The organism is Marinomonas sp. IMCC 4694, assembly GCF_008122525.1.
Lineage (GTDB): Bacteria > Pseudomonadota > Gammaproteobacteria > Pseudomonadales > Marinomonadaceae > Marinomonas.
In genome coordinates this window covers 1,266,970-1,287,631 of the sequence record NZ_VSRV01000001.1, presented here as the reverse complement: position 1 = coordinate 1,287,631, position 20,662 = coordinate 1,266,970, and the positions used below count along the sequence as shown (strand labels likewise).

Below are 20,662 nucleotides of genomic sequence, written 5' to 3'. Positions count from 1 at the left end.
GTAGCACTTTAGCAATAGAGGCTATAAAAACTAGGCCTTTTTCGCCAACGCTTCTTTTTCCAACACCATTAATGGCGCGGAATCACCTCGAATGGAACCACCATCCATAACCACTTTAACAACATCACTACGGGTTGGAAGTTCATACATACAATCTAATAATGAAGACTCTAAAATACTTCGTAAACCGCGCGCACCGGTTTTACGTTCTAACGCCAGTTTAGCCGCCTCTTTCAACGATTCTGGAGTAAACTCAAGCTCGACACCCTCTAACTCGAACAGGTGTTGGTATTGCTTAACCAAAGCATTCTTAGGCTGACTTAAAATAGTCATAAGGGCTTCTTCATCCAACTCTGACAGCGTTGCCACAACGGGTAAACGACCGACAAATTCAGGAATAAGACCAAATTTAACCAAATCTTCGGTTTCAACACGATGAACCGCCTCAGAGAAAGATTTACCTTCATCCTTACTTTTCACTTTTGCGGAGAAACCAATGCTGCTTTTTTCTGTTCTGTCACTGATTACACGCTCTAATCCAGCAAAGGCACCACCACAAATGAACAAAATATTGGAGGTGTCTACCTGCAAAAACTCTTGTTGAGGGTGCTTGCGACCACCTTGAGGTGGAACAGAAGCAACCGTACCTTCAATTAGCTTAAGCAACGCTTGCTGAACACCCTCTCCGGACACATCACGAGTAATCGACGGATTGTCTGACTTTCTTGAAATCTTATCGATCTCATCAATATAAACAATACCTCGCTGAGCTTTTTCCACATCATAATCGCAATTTTGCAGCAGCTTTTGAATGATGTTTTCAACATCCTCACCCACATAACCGGCTTCGGTTAGGGTTGTCGCATCAGCTATAGTAAAGGGCACGTCTAACACGCGCGCCAGAGTTTGCGCTAAAAGCGTCTTACCACTGCCAGTAGGGCCTATTAGCAAGATGTTACTCTTACCAAGTTCAATACTCGTATCTGACTTACCTTGATGACGCAAGCGTTTGTAATGATTATATACAGCCACCGCCAAAACGCGCTTTGCCCTGTCTTGACCAATAACATACTCATCCAAAGCCGCACTCAGTTTAGCGGGCGTTGGCAACTCATCAGAAGACGCATTTTCTTCATTAAGCTGAGAAAGCTCTTGCGTAATAATGTTGTTACACAAGTCGACACATTCATTACAAATGTAAACCGACGGACCTGCGATGAGCTTTTTTACTTCATCTTGACTTTTGCCACAAAAAGAACAGTACAATAACCGATCTGAATGGTCGCCACGGCTGAACTTATCATCCGACATTTATTCCACCCTTTTTTTAAACAGTGCGTTTCTGCAAAATTTCATCAATTAAACCATAGTCCTTCGCAGTTTGCGGGTTCATGAAATTATCACGATCCGTATCAATAGCCACCTGCTCAATAGGCTTACCTGTATGAAAAGCGATGATTTCATTCAACTTATGCTTTATGCTTAAAATTTCACGTGTGTGTATCTCAATATCAGACGCTTGGCCTTGATAGCCACCCAAGGGTTGGTGAATCATCACTCGCGAATTCGGTAAACAATAACGCTTACCCTCGGCACCCGCCGTAAGCAATAATGCCCCCATGCTAGCCGCTTGACCGATACACATCGTACTCACATCAGGTTTTATGAATTGCATCGTATCATAAATAGACATACCAGCCGTAACGGAACCACCAGGCGAGTTAATATACAAATGAATGTCTTTATCTGGGTTTTCTGACTCTAAAAATAATAACTGAGCCACAACCAGGTTCGCCATGTGATCTTCAACTTGACCAACCAAAAAAATAACTCGCTCTTTAAGCAAGCGAGAATAAATATCAAATGATCTTTCCCCACGAGCGGTCTGCTCAATTACCATCGGGACAAGACCATTGCTTGTGATTGCAACAGGACCAGTAGTTGGGTTCATTAAATTCATATCGCATTCCTTAAAACAAAAAGGTCGACACAGCATGAGCTATGTCGACCTTATTAAAAAAGATAAGACTTGTCTTATGCTTCTTCCCCAGCCTCTACAGCTTGAGCATTTGGCTTGATAGCATCTTCGTACCCCAATGTTACTTCAGTAACTTGAGCAGATTCTAACAGTTTATCAACAACTTGCTCTTCAAGTACAGCAGATTGCACTTGAGACAATTGCTCTTTGTTCTTCAAGTAGAAATCAATGACTTGCTGTGGCTCTTGATAAGCTTGAGCCATGTCTTCCAAGAAAGCGCGGACGCGATCGTCATCTACTTTCATGTCATTCTGCTTAATCACTTCAGAAATCAACAAACCGAGCTTAGCGCGTTTTTTTGCTTCCTCTTGAAATAGCTCAGCGGGCAATTGAGAGGCATCGAAACCTTCTCCACCAAATTGTTGAGCGGCTTGCTTACGCAGTGCATCTACTTCTTGATCAATAAGAGCGGAAGGAACTTCCACTTCATTTATTGAAGACAAACCTTCAAACAAGGCATTTTTAAGCTTGGATTTGATCGCTTGGTTCAGCTCACGGTCCATGTTTTTACGCACTTCAGCACGCAAAGCATCGATTGTCGCCTCTTCTAGACCAAACTTTTCAACAAAAGCATCATTAAGCTCTGGAAGAATTTGCTCAGCTACTTCTGACACAGTAATTTTGAAAGTCGCTTCTTTGCCTTTCAAATTCTCTGCTTGGTAGTCTTCTGGAAAGGTAACCGCAATAGAACGCTCTTCACCGGCTTTTGTTCCAACAATGCCAGTTTCAAACCCTGGAATCATGGTATTGGAACCCAGTACAAGTTTGTGACCTTGAGCCGCACCACCCTCAAACGCTTCATCGCCTAGATAGCCAACGAAATCAACCGTCACTTGATCGCCATCAGCAGCATCACGCTCAACCGTTGTCCATTCCGCGTTTTGCTTGCGTAATGTTTCAAGCATAGTATCAACGTCTGCGTCTGTTACTTCAGACAAAACACGCTCTACTTTGATCGCTGCATTGTCCGCTAACGTGACATCAGGGTAAACTTCAAGTTTAACAGAAAACTCAAGATCAGCGCCTTCAGCAAAGTTCTTAGGCTCAATTGATGGCATACCAGCCGGCTGCAATGACTCTTTTTGAATTGCTTCAACATAAGCATCACGCATAATCTGTTCGACAGCGTCCATACGAATGCCTTGACCGTAACGTTTTTTAACAACGCTTACAGGTACTTTACCTTTACGAAAACCATCAATACGAATTGTTTTCGCTGTTTTAGCCACTTCAGAATTTACTTTTTCGTCAACACGAGCAGCAGGAACAATAATGTTTAGAACGCGCTCGATTGGAGACGTTGTCTCTACAGAAACTTGCATAAAACTTCCTCTCGGGAACTTGCTTTAATTTGTTGATTACCTTGTTAAAAACAAGAGACTTTTCAAGTCACAACCAACAAAACCTAAAAAATAATTAAATAAAGTAATGGACTGAAATGGTGCTCCGTACTGGATTCGAACCAGTGACCTACCGCTTAGAAGGCGGTTGCTCTATCCAACTGAGCTAACGGAACTAAAAGCATTACATTTCATTTGGTGGGCTATTATAGGGACGGAATAATAATCGTCAACTAATAGACATAAAAAAGCCCAGTAAAACTGGGCTAAAGATGACTATTTGTAGCCAATCAAGCAAGAATACTAAATATTCGTTGCTTTTAAGCACAAAAATCACAAAAGGAACGAAGCGAATTTTACCGGTCAATAAACACAATAACAAGTAAAACGCGCTAAGATACAGCACGTTGCACCGTATTTGTGCAATGTGCATTAACCTTCGGTCAGTCTTATAATTTTTAAAACTGTGATACTCTTGCGCTGTATATTAATGAGCAAATCTTCATGTCCCGATCTAGCACTGCGCCGCATACCCTCTTGTTGTATTATGGGCAATTGACAGTCAAAAGCTTTCAGCAAAGCAACCTTTCACAAAAAGCGGCCCAACTCACTCTTTCCAGTTTGCTGGCTGCAGTGCCTATTATTACCATCATTGTTGGGATTCTAAGTTTCACCCCCGCACTTCAGGCCATGCAATCTCAACTTTTTGAATTACTAGAGCAACATTTAGCCCCTGGCTCAAGTGACATTTTATTACCTTATTTAATCGAGTTCTCAACCCAAAGCAAAAACTTGCCGCTCGCGGGGCTGATTGCATTATTTCTGACGGCATTGCTATTACTAAACAGCTTTGAAAGCAGCGTACAATCTATTTGGGGCATAAGAAAAACACGAAAATTAAGAGAGAGACTATTAACTTATTGGGCTATTCTGACATTAGGACCCATTATTTTTGCCGCTTCATTAAGCTTGTACGGCACACTTATTTCACTGCAAATTCAAAATGCACCTGAAAATAGCTGGATCAATTTCATTCTAGGAGTTGGTACGGTTGTTTTGTATTTTTTAATGCTGCTGACCTTGAACTTCTTGACACCAAACGCCGACGTATCCATAAAGTGGGCTTCTGTTTCTGCTTTGGTGGGTAGCCTAGGTCTTTTCCTTTTAAATACTATTTTCAGTTCTTTCGCACAATTTTTTACCAACTATCAAGTCGTTTACGGTGCATTTGCTGCCATTCCTATTTTTCTTGTTTGGCTACAAAGCTCTTGGCTAATTGTCCTTGCATCCATTTGTTTATGCGCAACATTACACAATATAAAAGATAAAAACTTAGCATCCAGTCAAGATTAATGTAAAATTTCGCAAATTTTCTCAGTAAAGGCCCAATATGACAAACACAATCAACGACCTAAACACTATTTTAGATGAAGCGGATTGCTTAGTCGACGAAGCCGGTTTAAACGACGCACTGGATAAAATGGCAGTACAAATAACTGCGGATCTTGCGGACAAGCTTCCTCTGGTTCTATGCGTTATGAACGGCGGATTAATTCCAACCGCCGCGCTGATTGAACGACTCCATTTTCCGTTAGAATTAGATTACATTCACGCCACACGATATGGCATGGAAACCGAAGGCGCTCAGCTAAACTGGTTAAGCTATCCACAAAGCACGCTTAAAGATAGGCATGTTTTAGTCGTTGATGACATTTTCGATCAAGGACACACGCTTCAAGCTATCGCTCAGTGGCTTGAAGAACAAGAGGTAAGCAGCGTCTACACCGCCACGGTCATTAATAAACTGCATGATCGTAAAACAAACATGACACCCGATTATATCGGCACCGATGTAGTTGATCGTTTTCTCTTTGGCTACGGCATGGATTACAAAGGCTTTTTTAGAAACCTTAAAGGCATTTATGCTGTTAAAGGCAGTTAGACACCCGATTTCATAGCGCCTTGCGATATTACAAGTAAAGTCTGACTCTTTAAAGAACTCATCAACTAGACAAAAATGCCCGTTTATGAAACGGGCATTTTTTTACACACTAAACATTAAAATACACGGTTAAAGCCATTCAAGGCAGCGACTCGATATGCTTCCGCCATAGTCGGATAGTTAAACGTTGTATTAAGGAAATACTTAAGCGTATTTTGCTCACCCGGCTGTTTCATTATTGCTTGTCCGATGTGAACGATTTCTGACGCTTGGTCACCAAAGCAATGAATGCCTAGCAATTCAAGCGACTCTCTATGAAAAAGTATTTTTAGCATCCCCACCGCTTCGCCTGTAATTTGGGCACGAGCGGTATTTTTAAAGAAAGCACGCCCTACTTCATATGGCACTTTTTCTGCTGTTAGCTCCGCTTCTGTCTTACCGACTGAACTGATCTCTGGAATCGTGTAGATACCGGTTGGCACTTCACTAATAAACTCCCCACCCGCAGTGCCCAACATGTTTGCAGCCGCAGCACGACCTTGATCGTAGGCCGCACTGGCCAAACTTGGCCAACCAATCACATCACCCGCTGCATACACGTTTTCGACTTGAGTTTGATACGTGTCATTCACCGCAAGTTGGCCTCGACCGTTTGCTTCAAGATCAATGCTCTCTAATCCTAAACCATCAGTGTTACCCGAACGTCCATTACAAAACAGCAAGGCATCAGCTCTTAGCTTCTTGCCTGATGACATGTGCATCACAACACCGCGTTCCGTTGTTTCGACGGACTCATAAGTCTCGTTGTGTCGTATCAAAACACCGCTATCTCGTAAGTGGTAACTAAGTGCATCGGTAATTTCGTCGTCTAGGAAGCTCAGTAACTTTTTAGCAGGATTAATCAGCTCAACACGCACACCCAACCCACAAAAAATCGACGCATATTCACACCCAATCACGCCCGCACCATAAATAATCAAAGAACGCGGCGTATGACTTAAGCTCAAAATAGTGTCTGAACAATAAATGCGCGGATGAGAAAAGTCGATGTTTGCTGGACGATAAGGGCGAGAGCCCGTTGCGATAACGACTTTTTCAGCGATCAACAATTCAGGCCCTTTTTCATAGGTATTCACCTCAATCGTGTGAGCGTCCTTGAATTTACCTTTACCGAAAAAGATATCGATACGATTCCGCGCATAATACTCAGTACGACCCATGACCTGCTGATCAATCACTCGATTGGCACGGTCTAAGACTTTAGGAAACGAGAACCAACGGGGCTCCCCAATGTCACGAAACATAGGGTTGGTATTGAAAACGATGATTTCCTTAACAGCATGACGTAACGCCTTTGATGGAATCGTCCCTAAGTGCGTACAACTCCCACCCACTTGTGAACTGGCCTCGATAACGGCCACTCTCTTGCCAGCTTTAGCAGCACTCATGGCAGCACCTTCACCTGCAGGGCCTGTGCCCAACACCACTACATCATAATGTCTTGTTGTCATATTACCCTCTTCGCCATTCAATTATTTGCTTGCGTCATAAAACGTGTCATCAGAAATTTTTGCGGCAACGCCCTCTTTCGTTTCTTTTTCGCATTTACCTTTGTCACCCCCACAAATATCGCAGGCCACTTCCATGCCCAGTGCACTCATACCGCCACAAGAACCCGATATAGGTTTCCTTCCCATCAAGACGCCAACAGCCATTGCTGCAACCAACAGAAGCATAAGGGCAAATGCCAAAACAACGGTTAACATAAGACTCTCCTAATAATAAAACTTAAAAATACTGCCATTACTGTAAAAAATTTTTAAATGCATCAGACGGACGCTCTTCAAAACCAAAATCTGTTTTCACTAACAAATAGGCCGCGATGCCATTCTTTTGTGCAAATTCAAACCCTTTCTCGGGCCCGAGTACGGTAATCGCTGTAGCAAGGCCATCCGCCATGGTGGTCGTCTTGTCCATCACAGTAACAGAAACCAAACGATGTGAAATGGGTCGACCAGTAATTGGGTTAATAGTATGAGAATATCGAACACCATTTTTTTCAAAGTAATTTCGGTAATCGCCCGAAGTCGCCACCGCAATATCAGTGACTGACATAATGCGCTCTGCGATATTATGTCCGCCAGCAGGGCTTTCAATCGCTATTTTCCAAGGGGTGCCATCCGGCTTTACGCCTTTGGATACGATCTCACCACCAACCTCGATCAGATATTGGTCGATACCACGACGCTGAAGCGCATCGGCAACCGCATCAACGCCATACCCCTTGGCAATTGATGACAAGTCCACATAGATGTCTTTTTCTTTTGTTAATCGGCGGCCATCAAGCTGCAAATATTGATATCCGACTCGGGATTTGGCCTCATCGATGGCGTCCTGAGCAGGCACTTTATCTTCACGCTTACCTGGGCCGAAACCCCAAAGGTTCACCAATGGACCAATCGTAATATCGTATTCACCCTCACTCATCTCACTAATCAACAACGCCTTATCAATGACATAAGCCATTTCTTCGCTAATGCTCGCCGATTGGCCGGCGGGCAATGCATTAAATAGAGAAAGTTCTGAGTTCGGATCATAGGTAGACATGAGTTTGTTTACTTTAACGAGAATAGCATCAACATCATCTTTCAAATCATGCGAGCTTGTGACATCCGGCGTAGTAAAAAACTTAACCGTGTAAGTCGTACCCATTGTTGGGCCTGAAAAACTGACTAATTCGGGAGTAAAAGCAAACACACGGTAGATAACCGCAATGACAACAAGCAATAAGGCTGAAAATACAATTTTTTTACGCATATTTAATCTTTTCGTTGCTTATAAAATAAAGACCCACCATAAGGTGGGTCTTTATTATGGTGCTAGCCGCCGAAATCATCCAATAGGATATTTTCTTTTTCTACACCAAGATCTTCTAACATCTTAATCACAGAAGCGTTCATCATTGGAGGCCCACACATGTAGAACTCACAATCTTCTGGAGCAGGATGATCTTTTAAATAGCTATCATAAAGTACATTATGAATGAAGCCCGTCTTACCTTCCCAGTTATCTTCTGGCTGAGGGTCAGACAAAGCTAAATGCCATTCAAAGTTCTCGTTCTCTTCTTGAAGCTTATCATATTCTTCAGAGTAAAATGCTTCACGAACGCTACGAGCGCCGTACCAGAAGGAAATTTTACGTTTAGAATTCAGACGCTTAAGCTGGTCAAATATGTGTGAACGCATTGGTGCCATACCAGCACCACCACCAACAAATACCATCTCAGCATCGGAATCTTTCGCGAAAAATTCACCGAAAGGACCATATACTTTAATCTTATCGCCCGGTTTCAAACTGAATACATACGACGACATTTGACCAGGAGGTAAATCATCTTTACCTGGAGGTGGTGAAGCAATACGAATATTAAACTTAACAACACCACGCTCTTCTGGGTAATTTGCCATTGAATACGCACGAATCACTGGCTCATCAACCTTAGAAACGAATTTCCAAAGGTTAAATTTATCCCAGTCACCGCGGTACTCTTCTTCAATATCAAAATCTTTGTAGTAAACCGTATGCGCTGGCGCTTCAAGCTGAACGTAACCACCAGCACGGAAGTCTACGTTTTCGCCTTCTGGTAATTTAAGCGTTAGCTCTTTGATAAAAGTGGCCAAATTGGGGTTTGACTCAACAGTACAATCCCAAGCTTTAACACCAAAAACTTCTTCAGGTACTTCTACATCCATGTCCTGCTTAACAGAAACCTGACAGGACAATCGATAACCCTCTTTCTCATCGCGGCGTGTGAAATGCGATTGCTCAGTGGACAACATAGAACCGCCACCCGACGTCACTTTACATTTACATTGCGCGCATGTACCACCACCACCACAAGCGGATGATAAGAAAATGCCGCTATTCGCCAAAGTTTGAAGCAATTTACCACCAGCAGGGGCAGTCACTTCTTTTTCACCATTGATGCGAATTGTAACGTCCCCAGTGCTTACCAAGCGTGCACGAGCAGCAAGGATAATTGCTACTAACGCAAGCACGATAGCTGTGAACATCACCACACCTAGAATAATTTCTAAGTTGACCATGTTATTTACACCTTATTCTTGGTTGTCTAAACATGCAGCCGATTAAAGCTGCACACCAGAAAATGACATAAACCCTAAACTCATCAGTCCTACTGTGATAAACGTGATACCTAAACCACGAAGACCTGCAGGAACATCTGAATACTTAAGCTTTTCTCGAATACCAGCAAGCGCCGCAATAGCCAACGCCCAACCAATACCCGCACCGACACCGTAAACGAGACTTTCACTGAAATTGTAGTCACGCTCAACCATGAACAAAGACGCACCCATGATGGCGCAGTTCACTGTGATTAGTGGTAAAAAGACGCCCAGCGCGTTGTATAACGCGGGCATGTATTTATCTAGCATCATTTCCAATATCTGAACCACCGCGGCAATAACACCAATGTAGCTCAATAGACCTAGGAAACTAAGATCAACCCCTGGCAAACCCGCCCAGTCAAGAGCACCATCCGCAAGAAGGTTTTTGTACAACAAATTGTTAAGCGGTACAGTAATCGCTAACACAACAACAACGGCAATACCTAACCCAATAGCGGTTTCTACTTTTTTGGACAAAGCCAAGAAAGTACACATACCAAGGAAGAACGCCAACGCCATGTTTTCAACAAAAACAGCTTTAACAAATAGACTGATTAAATGTTCCATTTAGAGCGCCTCCTGAGAGCGAGAATTGGCTGCTATCTTAAACTCAGGCGCTTCAACTTGCTCTTTCTTGTAAGAACGCAACGCCCAAATAACCAAACCAATCACAAAGAAAGCACTTGGCGGAAGTAACATCAGACCATTTGGTTGATACCAGCCACCATTCTGAACGGTTGCGAAAATCTCAAAACCGAATAATTTGCCAGCACCCAGTAATTCGCGGAAAAACGCCACCACAATCAACATAGCACTGTAACCCAAGCCATTACCGATACCATCGACAAAGCTCATAACAGGGCCATTTTTCATTGCAAACGCTTCGGCACGACCCATTACGATACAGTTCGTAATGATCAAACCAACGAACACAGAAAGCTGCTTACTGATTTCAAACGCAAAGGCTTTTAAGATCTGATCCACCACAATAACCAAGGACGCAATGATGATCATCTGTACAATGATACGAATGCTGTTTGGAATGTGATTACGGATAATAGCGATAAAAAAGCCTGAAAAAGCCGTTACCAAAGTTAAGGCAATTGCCATAACCAAACTGACTTTCAAACTACTGGTTACCGCCAGTGCAGAACAAATACCCAAAATCTGTAAAGCAATAGGGTTATTCGCAAGAATAGGCCCAAAGAGAACTTTTTTAATATCAGACATTCTTAAGCTCCTCCACTACGAAGTTGTGTCAAGAAGGGGGCAAAGCCCTCTTTACCTAACCAATATTGCACAAGGTTAGTGACACCACGGCTGGTCAAGGTTGCACCAGACAAACCATCAACTTTATGTATCGCTTCAGGATCCGAGCTGTCAACACCGGCTTTGGCAAGCCTAAGCACCGCTTGACCTTCGTTGTCGTATACCTCTTTTCCTTTCCACAACGCTTTCCAGTTTGGATTGTCTACTTCACCGCCCAACCCAGGTGTTTCACCTTGAGCGTAGAAACCAAAGCCTATCACGGTATTAAAATCATTTTTCAATGCCATGAAACCGTACATAGTGGACCATAAACCATAACCATGAACAGGCAATATTACCCGATCAATTTGATCGCCGGATTTCACCAAATAGACTGAAGAAAAATTCGCACGACGTTTAATACTCGCCGGATCATTTTCTCCTTTCAAAGCAACCGATAAATTAGCGTCTTTCGAAGCGGCTCGCTGGTCGTAGGTAGCCGGATTAATACCCGCTTCCTTCATTTCAGCGTCTGTCGCAAAGGCGCCAGTTTGTAAGTTAACAATGCGCGTTTCTACCGTCTGAAATATCTCGTCGACTGATTTACCAGGTTCTAACATACCAGCAGCAGATAAAATATTACGCTTACGATCTAAATCTTTGTTGGAGTTCTGAATAGGTTTTAGACCAACCGCCGCGGCGGCAACAAACACAGAACACACCAAACATAACGCTAACGCCACTATGATGGTTTTTTGAATACTATCGTTACTGCTAGCCATTGCGTGCAACCCTCCGTTTGATATTAGCCTGAACCACAAAGTGATCTATGAATGGCGAAAACAAGTTCGCAAACAGAATGGCTAGCATCATCCCTTCGGGATAAGCAGGGTTAACAACACGAATAAGAACAACCATCAGACCGATCAAGGCACCATAAAACCACTTACCACGATTCGTCATAGAAGCAGAAACAGGGTCGGTTGCCATGTACATCATACCAAAGGCAAAACCACCTAGAACAAGATGCCAATACCAAGGCGTTGCAAACATAGGGTTCGTGTCCGAACCTATCATGTTAAACAATGATGACGTCAACACCATGCCCAACATCACGCCCGCCACAATTCGCCAAGCCGCAATGCGCATAATCAGTAAAGCAGAACCACCGATTAAAATTGCTAAAGTAGACGTTTCACCCATAGAACCTTGAACAAAGCCAAAGAAGGCATCAGACCAACCCACAGTCAAACCCGCTACACCAGAAGCGGCAAGCTGACTTAATGCCGTTGCACCTGAAAAACCATCAACCGCTGTCCAAACCGCATCACCCGACATAGACGCGGGATAAGCGAAGAACAAAAAGGCTCGACCTGCAAGCGCCGGGTTAAGGAAGTTTTTACCTGTCCCACCGAACACTTCTTTCGCCAATACCACACCAAAGCTAATCCCGAGGGCGACTTGCCACAATGGAACGGTAGCCGGCAAAGACAACGAAAAAAGAATAGAAGTAACAAAGAAACCTTCGTTAATCTCATGCTTACGCACGGAAGAAAACAAGACTTCCCAGAAACCACCTACTGCAAAGGCCGTTAGATAGATAGGCAAGAAATGCAGTGCGCCATAAATCATGTTGTCCCAGACACTGGTCGCATCGTAATTGGTTAAACTACCAATAATCGAATGACGCCAAGAGTCCACTGCAGTGACGCCCATTGCATCCATAGCCGTATTGGCTTGAAAACCAATGTTATACATGCCAAAGAACATCGCTGGAAAGGTACACATCCACACTAAAATCATGATGCGCTTCATATCAACCGCGTCACGAACGTGTGAACCATTTTTAGTAACAGAACTAGGACGATAAAAAATGGTGTCAACGGCCTCATAGAGGGCATACCAATTTTCATATTTTCCGCCTGTATGAAAATCAGGCTCCATTTTATCGAGTACTTTTCTAAGTCCCATGAATTAACCCTCGTTTTCTATTAGAGTTAGACAATCCCGAAGGATCGGACCGTATTCAAACTTACCTGAACAGCTGTAAGTGCACAAAGCCAGATCTTCGTCATCTAACTCAAGCGCACCCAATTTTTGAGCTTGCTCGGTATCGTTCACCACCAGCGCACGCAGCAATTGAGTCGGTAATATATCAAGCGGCATAACGCGCTCAAAATTCCCCAGCGGCAACATGGTACGATCACTGCCATTGGTTGTCGTAGTCATATCAAACGACTTTTTACCTGTCAGCTTAGAGAAAAATACATTCATAATAGAATGTTTTTCGACACCAGCACGAAGGTAATGCATCATTTGGCGCTCACGACCTTCTTCTAATACAGACACTTGGTTGTGATAACGACCAAGATAAGCAAACGGGCCATGAGCATTGCGACCAGATAATACCGACCCTGAAATGACTCGGTTTTCCCCACTGCTTAGCTCGCCGTTTAACAAACCATCTAGGCTCGCGCCTACTTGCGTTCGAAGCAAACGAGGCTTTTTGACTTGTGGGCCAGCCAATGCAACAACACGATCTACGCTCAGTTCACCGGTAACAAATAATTTACCAACGGCAATGACGTCTTGATAGTTTATCGACCAAACCGTTTTTTTATCGTTTACAGGATCAAGAAAGTGAATATGAGTACCAGCTAGGCCCGCAGGATGTACGCCAGAAAACTCTTCAACGGTCACATCGCTCGTTGTTGGAATTTTAGCGCCGGGTGCTTTACACAAAAACACGCTACCTTCTGTCAAACGCGTCAACACAGTAAGACCATCAGCAAACGCCTCAGCCTGATCAGCCAACACAACTTCAGGAGAAGCGGCCAATGGATTCGTGTCTATCGCTGTAACAAAAATCGAGTTTGGCACTGAAGCAACTTCAGGTACCTTTGAGAAAGGACGTGTACGAAATGCGGTCCATAATCCAGAATCCACCAGATTACTAACCACTTTGCTACGTTCCAAAGACTTCAATTCTGATCCAGAATACGCAGCAAACGTTTCAGATTCATTCCCTTCAACACGGATAACAACCGATTGAAAAACACGTCGTGCACCGCGGTTGATGGCCATTATCGTTCCAGCAGCAGGCGCTGTGTATTTCACACCGTCTGTTTTCTTGTCTGTAAAGATAACTTGACCTTTTTTAACTTTATCCCCTTCCGCAACCAACATAGTAGGTTTCATACCATGATAGTCAGGACCGATAACAGCGACTGTTTTTGCGTTAGCCGCCTTCTCAATCACTTGATTGGGAGCACCTGAGATCGGCAGATCCAGGCCTTTTGTAATTTTATACATTATGTTCTGCCCAACAATAAATTGAACACAAAAAGCGTAATGTGCTGTGCTTACACCCCCCTCCGGGAAATCATGCATAAGCTAGCAGTTAAGTTAACCTTAATTGCGAAACACAAACTCACTTCACCAAAAAACCGACGTATTATAAAGATCATTCCCCCCCTTGACCAGCGTATGACGATGCCTTTAAGCACCAACTTTTACTTAAATTACTAATTCTTTCTCCACAGATGGATTTCTTTCACTTCTAGCTGTCTTTTTTGTTATTTAATTACAAAAGTTGTGCATTATTAAACGCATCGTCTTTTAGCAACATAAAAGTACGACCTTTTAATCCAAACAACACATTGAGCCGTACCGTACTGAGTTGCCTTATAATGTTGAAAACGACACAATATTGCCTACTGATTCAGCAGGCCAAACAATGGAAGAAAAGCGATGATCAAACCAGAAGCTCAAATTCATATTAAAAACTTACGCCTAAGAACTTATATCGGATTCAATGAATCTGAAAAACAAAACAAACAAGATGTCGTGATTAATGCCTGGATTCAGTATCCTGCTTCACAAGCTTACGATACCGACGACGTGGAAAATGCCGTCAATTATCGTACTATTTGCAAAGAAATGATTGCTCATACCGAAGGCAACCGTTTCCTTTTACTTGAGAAACTCACCGCCGATTTATTGGAACTTTGCATGACGTCTCATCACGTTACGTTTGCCAAAATTGAAGTCGCTAAGCCACACGCTTTACGCTTCGCGGACTCTGTATCACTAACGCTTTCTGCTAATAGAGAACCATAAAACCACCATGTCTGACACCGTATCGATCACCTTAAAACCAGGCTTTAAAAATACCCTTCATGGATTAGAAGGCAGTCGTAAAGCGCTTCAACTCCTTGCGATCGCCGCCCAATACAAACAGCCTATCTTATTTATGGTGAACACGGTGGCCGAGCTCAATGAGCTTGAAGACGAAATACATTTTCTTAATCATCAAAAAAAGGAAATTCTCAGGTTTAGTGACTGGGAGACCTTGCCATACGATGCGTTTTCACCTCATCAAGACATTGTTTCCCAACGATTGGAAACATTAGCTAGACTGACCGAAACAAAGAACCCCATTATTTTAACCACCGTCGCCTCCTGCATCACACGCCTTTGCCCCAAACAGCATTTAGACGCCCAGCGCTTTCATTTAAAAGCAGGCCAAGAGCTCCCCCTTGAACAACTTTCAAGGAAACTTACCAACGCCGGATACCTAAATGTAGACAATGTTCACGAACATGGCGAATACGCGATTCGAGGCGCCTTGATGGATGTGTTCCCAATGGGAGCGGAAAACCCCATTCGTATAGACTGGTTTGATAATGAAATTGACACCATTCGCTGGTTTGATCCAGAAACTCAACGCAGCATTGATAAAGTCTCTGAAATTAAAATGTTGCCAGCAAAAGAGTTTCCAACAACATCACAGAGCATACAAAGCTTTCGCCAACGATTTAGGGAACGTTTTGAAACCAATCCTTTATCCAGTCCTATTTACCAAGACATCTCAAGCGGCCTTATTCCTGCGGGAATAGAATATTATTTGCCGTTGTTTTTTGAACAGACCGCCAGTGTGTTTGACTACTTACCAGACACTACCCTAATCGTACGTTCAGATACCTTTAACGAACAATTTGCCAGCATCCAGCTGGATTTTCGCAGCCGCCATGAATCCCTGAATTACAACATTGAACGACCGATTTTAAAGCCAGACGAAATCTGCCTGAGGGAAGATGAGCTGTTTGCTCAACTGAATCGATACACCAACATTATTTTCACAGCAACAGGAGAACACCCGTTTTATCAAGCCCTAAACAGTGTCAAAATTGACTCCAAGGCCGCCGAGCCCCTAGGCAGACTCAGTCACTTTTTAAGCCAAACTCATACCCGTGTTTTGATCGTGGCAGAATCCGCTGGTCGTCGCGAAGCCTTGTTAGATCTGCTTAAAAAACACAACATAAAACCTAAACACGTGGATGATTGGAAAGCGTTCACAAAATCAAGCAAATCCCTCGCTATTACGGAAGGTAATATTGGCCGGGGGTTTGTCATTAACGATGAGTTAACACTGATACCTGAAAGCGAAATACTGGGCGAACGTGTTTCCCAACATCGCCGACGCAACAAGCAAAACAACGTCAGTGAAGACGCGATTATTCGCAACCTGACTGAACTAAGAATGAACGCGCCCGTGGTTCATATTGATCACGGAGTCGGCCGCTATCTTGGCTTAACCAACCTACAAATCGACGGACAAGAAACCGAGCTTCTAACGCTGGGATACGCTAATGACGCGAAATTGTATGTACCCGTATCATCCTTACAACTTATTTCACGCTATACGGGCGCCGACGAAGATACGGCTCCGCTGCACAAATTAGGCACCGACAAATGGAGCGTAGCCAAACAAAAAGCCGCTGAAAAAGCCCGTGACACCGCCGCGGAGTTACTCGAAATATACGCCCAACGAGAATCCCGCGCAGGCTATGCGTTTGCTAAACCCGATGACCAATATGAATTGTTCGCTGCTGGCTTCCCATTCGAAGAAACTCCAGACCAACAAATGGCCATCGATGCGGTAATGACCGACATGTCCAACAAAAAACCTATGGATCGCTTAGTCTGTGGCGACGTGGGCTTTGGCAAAACCGAAGTCGCCATGCGGGCGGCTTTTTTAGCCGTACAAGATGGCAAACAAGTTGCCGTACTGGTGCCCACGACACTGCTTGCCCAACAACATTATGAAAACTTCTGCGACCGCTTTGCAGACTGGCCTGTCGAAATTGAATTGCTGTCACGATTCCGTTCTGGTAAGCAGTCCAACGCCGCCATTGATAAACTAGAAGATGGTCGAGCTGACATTGTTGTCGGCACACACAAACTAATACAAAGTGATGTGAAATTTGCCAATCTTGGCTTGGTCATCATCGATGAGGAACACCGTTTTGGTGTGAAACAAAAAGAGCAATTTAAAGCGCTGCGAGCCGAAGTCGACATATTAACGCTCACCGCTACTCCGATTCCAAGAACGCTTAACATGTCCCTGTCAGGCATTCGAGACTTGTCCATTATCGCCACTCCGCCCGCCAAACGTTTGTCGGTGAAAACATTCGTTCAGCAGCGCGATGATCATCAAATAAAAGAAGCCATATTACGAGAGTTGCATCGTGGTGGTCAGGTGTATTTTTTACACAACGAAGTGCAAACCATTCAAAAAACCGCCGAAGAACTGGAAGCGTTAATCCCTGAAGCGCGAGTCATTGTGGGCCATGGCCAGATGCGCGAACGAGAATTAGAACAAGTTATGTCGGATTTTTATCATAAGCGCGCCAACGTTTTAGTGTGCTCGACTATTATTGAAACCGGTATAGACATCCCTAACGCCAACACCATTATTATTGAACGTGCCGACAAGTTTGGCTTAGCCCAACTCCATCAATTACGTGGTCGCGTAGGTCGATCGCATCACCAGGCGTACGCGTATTTGCTTACACCCAATGATCGAAAAGTGACGGGTGATGCAGAAAAACGCCTTGAAGCCATCCTGCTCGCCGACACCCTTGGCGCCGGCTTTACCCTAGCTACTCACGATTTAGAAATTCGTGGTACTGGCGAACTATTAGGCGACGGCCAAAGTGGTCATATTGAACACGTTGGTTTTTCTTTGTTTATGGACATGTTGGATCGGGCCGTCAAATCGTTGAAAAACGGAGAGTCCCCCGATGTAGACATCACGTCACCGGCGCTAACGGACGTGAATTTACGAGTGCCAGCCTTGATTCCTGAAGACTATTTAGGCGATGTACACTCTCGACTGATTTTGTATAAACGCATTGCCAGTGCCAAAGTCAGCGGTGAGCTTAAAGATCTACAAGTTGAAATGATTGATCGCTTTGGTTTACTTCCGGACGCGACAAAAAATCTGTTTCGCCAAACTGAATTAAAGCTAAAAGCAGAACAACTTGGCATTAATAAAATTGAAGCGAATGCAAAAGAAGGTAAACTGTTTTTTAACAGCAAAACACCGGTCGACCCAATGAAACTGATTAAACTTATTCAAACCAAACCGGACACCTACAAGTTAATAGGATCGGACACCTTGAAGTTTATCGCTACCATGAACACAGCTGAAGAACGCTTCCAGCAAACCACTCTGACTTTGGAATTATTACATTGAAAGCCTTGATCGTGACCGCCCTAACCCTCACTCTGCTCAGTACTTCACTGTTCGCCGAGGACAGTGACTTTAATCCAGAAACCGCCCGAGCGTATGAAGGCTTTTTAGTGACTTTTTTATGGCCAGAAGGTCAATCTGAAGAGCATATTGACTACGAGAACGTCCTCTCTGTACAGAACTTGCTGCGCCTCGATATCATTGATACAAGCGATGGCTCACCTCTTTCATTAACACAGCCAAAACTGCAAGAAAGTACACTGGATAAAACGCGAGAATTGGCACCTTTTGCTGATATCAAGCAAAAATTGAATCGCCACGTTACCGTATTATCAAACCAGCGATGGACACTGATTTTCAAACAAACAGGCGACACTGTACGAAAAACCTTCCACAGCGAACAAATAAAAGACGGTTACCCAGAATTGACAGGCACGATCGCCATCACCTTAGGACGTTATTTGGAGTCGGACATTCGCTATCAGCATTATTTATTCGACAGTTTCACTGTGCCCGAACAACTGGAGGTCGCAGACAGCTCACTCGACCTACAACCGGTTGATCAAGAAGCCATCTTGCGTTCTATTTTTACTCAACCCACGACAGCGTCAGAACCGGAAAACGCTCTTACAAAGCCAATAGCGCCACAAACGCAGTTCAAAGAATTTGAGCCCGCACTGGTGTTAACACTCAACCAAAGCAACAAAACCGCCAGCAAAAAAGTCAACTATTTAGACCACCCAACGATCGGCACTATGCTGTATTTTGAACCGATCGAGTTAAACGACGCCATCGAAAAAATAGCCGCCAAAACCGTAGCAGAGTAACGAACACCCACCGCAAAACCGTATCCTACTGTAAAACATCACTGACGTCTGACCTGAGCTGTTTTGACCACTCAGCCACATTGGCCACAAAGGCTTGACGTTCCTCTTTTGCGATGGATTGAGAGGTTGGAATGCTTGTTGTCATCGGATTCACTGGTTTGCCTTTAATATGAAGCTCATAATGCAAATGGGCCCCTGTTGTGCGACCAGTATTACCCGATAAAGCAATCACTTGGCCGCGCTTTACTCGCTGGCCATTTTTTACTAATACCTTACTCAAGTGCAAATAGCGCGAGCCATAGGGCCCCGTATAATCAAGCACGATGTATTTACCTGCGTATTTATGGGTCGCGACTCTTGTCACCACACCGTCCCCTGTCGCCACTAATTCTGTACCACTGGGCGTGGCTAAATCCACCCCATTATGAGGCGATTTACCGCCTGTAATAGGGTGTAAACGATTTGCATTAAACGAAGAACTGATGCGAAAAGGCTTTCGTGTCGGCCAACGTAACAAGGCGGCGGTTAAACTGTTTGCATCTGCATCATAATAACGCCCGTCGGAATGTAAAAATGCACTGTAAGTTTGACCTCTCACGGTGATATCTAACGCTTCTACTTGGCTTTTCCCAACGTCAACACCTTCTACAGTGCCCTTTTTAATGATGACGTTAAACGCGTCGCCTGCGCGTAAATCTTTACGAAAATTCACCCGACCTTTTAATAAATCGTTAACGATCAGAATATTACCATCAGACAATCCAATACTTTTTGCCGACAAGTAAAAGTTATTCTGTATAGTAGTGTGCAACGCCTCACTCAAGTAAGTAATAGGCTTAATAGTTTCTTCGTAATTAAAACCACCGTTATCATGTCGAACGTATGACACACTTTTGCTCACATCCAAGCGACGCGTTAGTGACGCTAATTCGCCCTTCTCGTCCAAAGCAAAAATAAAGGTATCACCAGGCATCAGTGGCTCAAGCACCAAGTACTCTTGATCCGCTTCAAGCACGCCATACAAATCATTAACAGGTAAACCCAAACTGGTAAAAATGCCCGCTAGCGTATCGCCCGCCTTAATCTCATAGTCGATCGCTGGAATCCCAGCCGGTGGCTTTTCGATGATGTCTAAAGGGTTCGTACTTACAAGCGCACGATCCTCGGTTTCAGTCTTTTTATCGGTCGTTACAACATAGGGCGGTGCGACTAAGTCTTCCGGCGCAGCCGTCAGCGTTGAAGAATCTATGGTAAGAGGCAACTGATAACTCGAAGGATTAAGAGACGGTGAAACTAGAGATCGATACACCAACAACAATCCAATAAACACAATGATAATAAGTACAATCCAAGCTCTTGGGCCGGACAAAAGCCCACTTAAAAGACGTGCAATAAACGACATAAATTAACAACTCATCCACAAAAAAGGCGCTACAAAACCCGACCTACGCGCTAACACTTTGGCCATACACGCTCATTGAATAAAAAACAGCGGCGTACTCTGCAACATACGCCGATCCATTACCATACACGACAAGTA

18 protein-coding genes and 1 tRNA gene are annotated in these 20,662 nt (G+C 43.9%); 5 read left to right on the top strand and 14 right to left on the bottom strand.

Annotated elements, in window-relative coordinates:
* Positions 1 to 30 precede the first annotated feature (30 nt).
* The 4 genes from clpX to FXV75_RS05835 form a co-directional block, all read right to left on the bottom strand.
* Positions 31 to 1,311 (bottom strand): ATP-dependent protease ATP-binding subunit ClpX, encoded by a 1,281-nt coding sequence (gene clpX / locus FXV75_RS05850; protein ID WP_148831615.1) that lies wholly within the window; start codon positions 1,309 to 1,311, stop codon positions 31 to 33.
* 16 nt (positions 1,312 to 1,327) lie between these two features.
* Positions 1,328 to 1,960: an ATP-dependent Clp endopeptidase proteolytic subunit ClpP gene (gene clpP, locus FXV75_RS05845; protein ID WP_148831614.1), complete on the bottom strand. Its 633-nt coding sequence runs from the start codon at positions 1,958 to 1,960 to the stop codon at positions 1,328 to 1,330.
* Between the two features lie 74 nt (positions 1,961 to 2,034).
* Positions 2,035 to 3,360 (bottom strand): trigger factor, encoded by a 1,326-nt coding sequence (tig, locus tag FXV75_RS05840; RefSeq protein ID WP_148831613.1) that lies wholly within the window; start codon positions 3,358 to 3,360, stop codon positions 2,035 to 2,037.
* Between the two features lie 117 nt (positions 3,361 to 3,477).
* Positions 3,478 to 3,554 (bottom strand) — tRNA-Arg (locus FXV75_RS05835).
* Between the two features lie 364 nt (positions 3,555 to 3,918).
* Between FXV75_RS05835 and FXV75_RS05830 the strand changes: the two genes are divergently transcribed.
* Positions 3,919 to 4,731 (top strand): YihY family inner membrane protein, encoded by an 813-nt coding sequence (locus FXV75_RS05830; protein ID WP_262368476.1) that lies wholly within the window; start codon positions 3,919 to 3,921, stop codon positions 4,729 to 4,731.
* Between the two features lie 37 nt (positions 4,732 to 4,768).
* Positions 4,769 to 5,320, top strand: a complete 552-nt coding sequence (locus FXV75_RS05825) for a hypoxanthine-guanine phosphoribosyltransferase (protein ID WP_148831611.1) — start codon at positions 4,769 to 4,771, stop codon at positions 5,318 to 5,320.
* 116 nt (positions 5,321 to 5,436) lie between these two features.
* Here FXV75_RS05825 and sthA read toward each other — a convergent pair whose 3' ends face one another.
* The 9 genes from sthA to FXV75_RS05780 form a co-directional block, all read right to left on the bottom strand.
* The gene (sthA, locus tag FXV75_RS05820; RefSeq protein WP_148831610.1) at positions 5,437 to 6,831 is read right to left on the bottom strand and encodes a Si-specific NAD(P)(+) transhydrogenase; all 1,395 of its coding nucleotides are present in this window, start codon (positions 6,829 to 6,831) and stop codon (positions 5,437 to 5,439) included.
* Between the two features lie 21 nt (positions 6,832 to 6,852).
* Positions 6,853 to 7,086 carry a (Na+)-NQR maturation NqrM gene (nqrM, locus tag FXV75_RS05815; RefSeq protein WP_148831609.1) on the bottom strand — a complete coding sequence of 78 codons (234 nt, stop codon included), beginning with the start codon at positions 7,084 to 7,086 and terminating at the stop codon, positions 6,853 to 6,855.
* Between the two features lie 37 nt (positions 7,087 to 7,123).
* Positions 7,124 to 8,137, bottom strand: a complete 1,014-nt coding sequence (locus FXV75_RS05810; protein WP_148831608.1) for an FAD:protein FMN transferase — start codon at positions 8,135 to 8,137, stop codon at positions 7,124 to 7,126.
* 62 nt (positions 8,138 to 8,199) lie between these two features.
* The gene (gene nqrF / locus FXV75_RS05805) at positions 8,200 to 9,426 is read right to left on the bottom strand and encodes an NADH:ubiquinone reductase (Na(+)-transporting) subunit F (RefSeq protein WP_148831607.1); all 1,227 of its coding nucleotides are present in this window, start codon (positions 9,424 to 9,426) and stop codon (positions 8,200 to 8,202) included.
* 42 nt (positions 9,427 to 9,468) lie between these two features.
* Positions 9,469 to 10,077 carry an NADH:ubiquinone reductase (Na(+)-transporting) subunit E gene (gene nqrE / locus FXV75_RS05800; RefSeq protein WP_148831606.1) on the bottom strand — a complete coding sequence of 203 codons (609 nt, stop codon included), beginning with the start codon at positions 10,075 to 10,077 and terminating at the stop codon, positions 9,469 to 9,471.
* Positions 10,078 to 10,740 (bottom strand): NADH:ubiquinone reductase (Na(+)-transporting) subunit D, encoded by a 663-nt coding sequence (locus FXV75_RS05795; RefSeq protein WP_148831605.1) that lies wholly within the window; start codon positions 10,738 to 10,740, stop codon positions 10,078 to 10,080.
* Between the two features lie 2 nt (positions 10,741 to 10,742).
* Positions 10,743 to 11,540 carry a Na(+)-translocating NADH-quinone reductase subunit C gene (locus tag FXV75_RS05790; RefSeq protein ID WP_148831604.1) on the bottom strand — a complete coding sequence of 266 codons (798 nt, stop codon included), beginning with the start codon at positions 11,538 to 11,540 and terminating at the stop codon, positions 10,743 to 10,745.
* Positions 11,533 to 12,729, bottom strand: coding sequence for an NADH:ubiquinone reductase (Na(+)-transporting) subunit B (locus FXV75_RS05785; protein ID WP_148831603.1), 1,197 nt, complete (start codon positions 12,727 to 12,729; stop codon positions 11,533 to 11,535). The genes FXV75_RS05790 and FXV75_RS05785 overlap by 8 nt, the downstream gene beginning before the upstream one ends.
* Positions 12,730 to 12,732: 3 nt before the next feature.
* The gene (locus FXV75_RS05780; RefSeq protein WP_148831602.1) at positions 12,733 to 14,070 is read right to left on the bottom strand and encodes a Na(+)-translocating NADH-quinone reductase subunit A; all 1,338 of its coding nucleotides are present in this window, start codon (positions 14,068 to 14,070) and stop codon (positions 12,733 to 12,735) included.
* Positions 14,071 to 14,508: 438 nt separating this feature from the next.
* Between FXV75_RS05780 and folX the strand changes: the two genes are divergently transcribed.
* Genes folX through FXV75_RS05765 form a run of 3 tightly spaced genes read left to right on the top strand, consistent with a single transcriptional unit; the run spans position 14,509 to position 19,122 of the window.
* Complete coding sequence (gene folX / locus FXV75_RS05775) at positions 14,509 to 14,877, top strand: dihydroneopterin triphosphate 2'-epimerase (RefSeq protein ID WP_187424854.1); 369 nt, start codon at positions 14,509 to 14,511, stop codon at positions 14,875 to 14,877.
* A 7-nt stretch (positions 14,878 to 14,884) separates the two neighbouring features.
* On the top strand, positions 14,885 to 18,298 hold the full coding sequence (gene mfd, locus FXV75_RS05770) for a transcription-repair coupling factor (protein WP_148831601.1): 3,414 nt from the start codon (positions 14,885 to 14,887) through the stop codon (positions 18,296 to 18,298).
* Entirely contained in the window at positions 18,295 to 19,122 is an 828-nt protein-coding gene (locus FXV75_RS05765) for a CsiV family protein (RefSeq protein ID WP_148831600.1), read from the top strand. Before mfd ends, FXV75_RS05765 begins: the two co-directional genes overlap by 4 nt.
* Positions 19,123 to 19,147: 25 nt before the next feature.
* Here FXV75_RS05765 and FXV75_RS05760 read toward each other — a convergent pair whose 3' ends face one another.
* Complete coding sequence (locus FXV75_RS05760) at positions 19,148 to 20,524, bottom strand: peptidoglycan DD-metalloendopeptidase family protein (RefSeq protein WP_148831599.1); 1,377 nt, start codon at positions 20,522 to 20,524, stop codon at positions 19,148 to 19,150.
* Positions 20,525 to 20,662: the final 138 nt, after the last annotated feature.